Here is a 1,939-nt window from a genome sequence, read left to right on the forward strand (position 1 = left end):
GCTATATCTATGGGGTATCTATGCTATATCTTTGGCTTCAAAAACGGCACCTGTTCTAAGAGCATAGAAACTCAACAGGCACAGCCTGTTTGACACCCTTTTTTTTAGGGTGGCACCGAGTTTCCTTATGCTCTTTTTCTCTGAAGCTAAACCTGTTTTATATGTCGTAGTCTTTTTATTGGGAGTGACCCCTTGCTGTACAATTTCCGGAGGTGCCGATAAGGGACGAATTTTCCCTTGTCGGTTGCCTTTGGGGATTGTAAGGGGTGGAGGCTCGGAATCAAAAGGAAACGAAATATCATTCCGAGTGTGCTTCTTTTTTCTGTTCTTGAATTCTATTATTTCCAATGTTAGAATTATGTTAACAACTTGTTAGGAGTGTGTTTGGATGGAAGAGAAAAAACAAATTGGACCTCGAATTACTGTTGAAACATTTAAAAAGCTAGAGTTATTAGCCGAACATTTTACAAAACACAATGAATTTGGAAGAGTTTCAAAAGATGCTGTAATTGAGTTTGCTATTAAGGAATTGTATAGGGACTATTTGGGAAAAGGACGCTAATTTTTGTTGAAAAACTGACTTCGGATTTGGGGTTCTTTATTATTAACTTGATTTTAATTAAACATTACAGGAAAAATTGAGGGGAAATGGATGGATAAACGCAATGGTGACGCGGTTTTCATAGCTCCAAATGATGTTGTAAAAGTGACCACTATGAATCACGTCATTGAAGTTCAGCATATGGAGAAGATGAACCGGAAAAATAATATCAAAAAATTGGACAAGGATAGGTTTGTAGACCTCTCTACTGGGGAGATCCGGGAGTTCGAGCATTCGGAAAATCGGCAGGAAAATTATAATTCTTTGAGACAAACCTTTAAGAAGCTGCGTTATTTGATAAATAACAATTTTATAGGACGGCCAAATGAATTACATATAACTTTGACATACAAGAAAAATATGACGGACACGAAAAAACTTTATAGTGATTTTCAAAATTTTATCGACAGGTTGCGTTATAAATACAAGAAAGAAAGTTCGATAGATTATTTATCGGTGGTAGAGCCACAAGGACGTGGAGCCTGGCATTGTCATGTTTTAATGCGCTTTAATGATTTGGATAAGATTTATATTAAAAATGCTGAATTAAGGAGTCTATGGGGTTTAGGATTTGTAACAATCAAGTCATTAAAGGATATAGACAACATAGGAGCCTATTTGAGCGCTTATTTGACTGATATAGACCTAGAAGATGTCCAAGACAGGGAAACAGCCTTAAAAGTGGCTTCAGAGGGCTGTGAGGTGCAAACAAAGATCGTAGAAGGTCGGGAAAAGAAATTTTTAAAAGGCGGACGGCTGCACATGTATCCTTCCGGAATGAATATGTATCGAAAATCAAAAGGGATTGTTAAGCCGGAACGGGAAGAAATGAAGTTCGGAGACATAAAAAAAGTAGTGGGTTCGGCAAAACCACACTACGAGAAAAGTTATCATGTCGAAAATGACAATTTTGAAAACACAATTTCGTTTCTCCAGTATAACACAAAACGTGATTTTTGAAGCAAAACGGTTCCTCTTTATGGAGCCGTTTTTTTTATTTCCCGAAGGGTTATTTGTCAGAATGACAAACCGATTTCGAGCCGGCGAGAACCCATTGTCACACCACGATTTAGGGGGTGTGTATAAATGGGCACTCTCTGTGAAATTTGAAGCTTTGAAATTCCGAATGGCGCACTTATACACTCTGTCGAGTGAGTGCTAAAATGCTGAAGCATTTCCGTCAAGCGTGTGGAGGAATCTTGTAGAGAGATATAGCATAGATACCCGTATCTCTAGAGATATTTTGGTATATCCCTGCTATATCTATGGGGTATCTATGCTATATCTTTGGCTTCAAAAACGGCACCTGTTCTAAGAGCATAGAAACTCAACAGGCAC

The 1,939-nt window shown here is 38.1% G+C and carries 2 protein-coding genes; both read left to right on the top strand.

Features of this window, described 5'->3' with window-relative positions; all coding sequences use genetic code 11:
- Nucleotides 1-388: 388 nt before the first annotated feature.
- Entirely contained in the window at nt 389-562 is a 174-nt protein-coding gene (locus tag ACFXOA_RS32235; protein ID WP_375839303.1) for a hypothetical protein, read from the top strand.
- A 90-nt stretch (nt 563-652) separates the two neighbouring features.
- A complete protein-coding gene (locus tag ACFXOA_RS32240) occupies nt 653-1,561 on the top strand; it encodes a hypothetical protein (protein WP_375839305.1) in 909 nt (302 codons plus the stop codon).
- Nucleotides 1,562-1,939 lie beyond the last annotated feature (378 nt).

This window comes from Streptomyces sp. NPDC059166, from assembly GCF_042755185.1.
GTDB lineage: Bacteria > Actinomycetota > Actinomycetes > Streptomycetales > Streptomycetaceae > Streptomyces.

What these genes read in the sequence shown, in the direction of transcription:
- ACFXOA_RS32235 (WP_375839303.1), top strand. Translation starts at nt 389, where the DNA reads ATGGAAGAGAAAAAACAAATTGGACCTCGAATTACTGTTGAAACATTT.
- ACFXOA_RS32240 (WP_375839305.1), top strand. Translation starts at nt 653, where the DNA reads ATGGATAAACGCAATGGTGACGCGGTTTTCATAGCTCCAAATGATGTT.